1 protein-coding gene is annotated in these 1016 nt (G+C 70.2%); it reads left to right on the top strand.

Features of this window, described 5'->3' with window-relative positions; genetic code table 11:
- Positions 1-46 precede the first annotated feature (46 nt).
- The coding region (locus tag ACZ4MO_RS18795) for an IS481 family transposase (protein WP_175010227.1) at positions 47-1016 on the top strand (970 nt) is incomplete at its 3' end.

Below are 1016 nucleotides of genomic sequence, written 5' to 3'. Positions count from 1 at the left end.
AGTGGGAGCTGTCTAGGAACCCGGCTCGTGCCAACGGAGGTCTCTCGTGTCCCACGCTAATGCCCGGCTGACTCCGGCCGGCAGGTTGATCATGGTTCGGCGTATCGCTGCTGGTCGCCCGGTCGCGCATGTCGCGGCGGAGATGGGTGTCTCGCGCACGACGGCGTGGCGGTGGTGGCGCCGGTTCCAGGCCGAGGGCCGTCCGGGGTTGGTCGACCGGCCGAGCGTGGCGCGCACGCACCCGCGCCGGACCCCGGCCTGTGTCGAGACGCGGGTGCGGATCGCGCGGATGCTGACCCGGCGCGGCCCACTCACGATCTCCCGGATAGTGGGGGTGCCGGCCTCGACCGTGGGACGGGTCCTAGCCCGCCACCGTGTCCCGCCCCTGGCGCAGTGCGACCCGGTGACCGGGCAGGTCATCCGCGCCACCCGGCGTTCAGCGAACCGCTACGAGCATCCCTACCCCGGGTCGCTGGTCCACGTCGATGTCAAGAAGCTCGGGCGCATCCCCGACGGCGGAGGTTGGCGAGCGCACGGCCGCTCGGAGCAGGTCCGCGGTCGCGGGATCGGATACGACTACGTGCACGCCGCGATCGACGACCACTCCCGCCTCGCCTACGTCGAGATCCACGACGACGAGAAGACCAGCACCTGCGCACGGTTCCTGACCAACGCCGCCGCCTACTTCGCCGCCCACGGCATCGCCCGCATCGAACGAGTGATCACCGACAACGCGTTCGCCTACCGCCCCGGCACAGGGTTCGCGATGGCCGTCGCGCGCTTGGGCGCCCGCCAGAAGTTCATCCGCCCGCACTGCCCCTGGACCAACGGCAAGGCCGAAAGACTCAACCGGACCTTCGCCACCGAATGGGCCTACGCCCGCGTCTGGACCTCGAACACCGAACGCGCCGCGGCCTTGCCCCGATGGCTCGAGCACTACAACATGAACCGACCCCACCTTGGCATCGGCGGCATTCGCCCCATCGACCGCGTCAACAACGCAGCGGGTCAGTACA

The organism is Sphaerisporangium cinnabarinum, assembly GCF_055567015.1.
The sequence above is the reverse complement of the archived record's forward strand: the minus strand, read 5'-3'. Positions and strand labels throughout refer to the sequence as shown.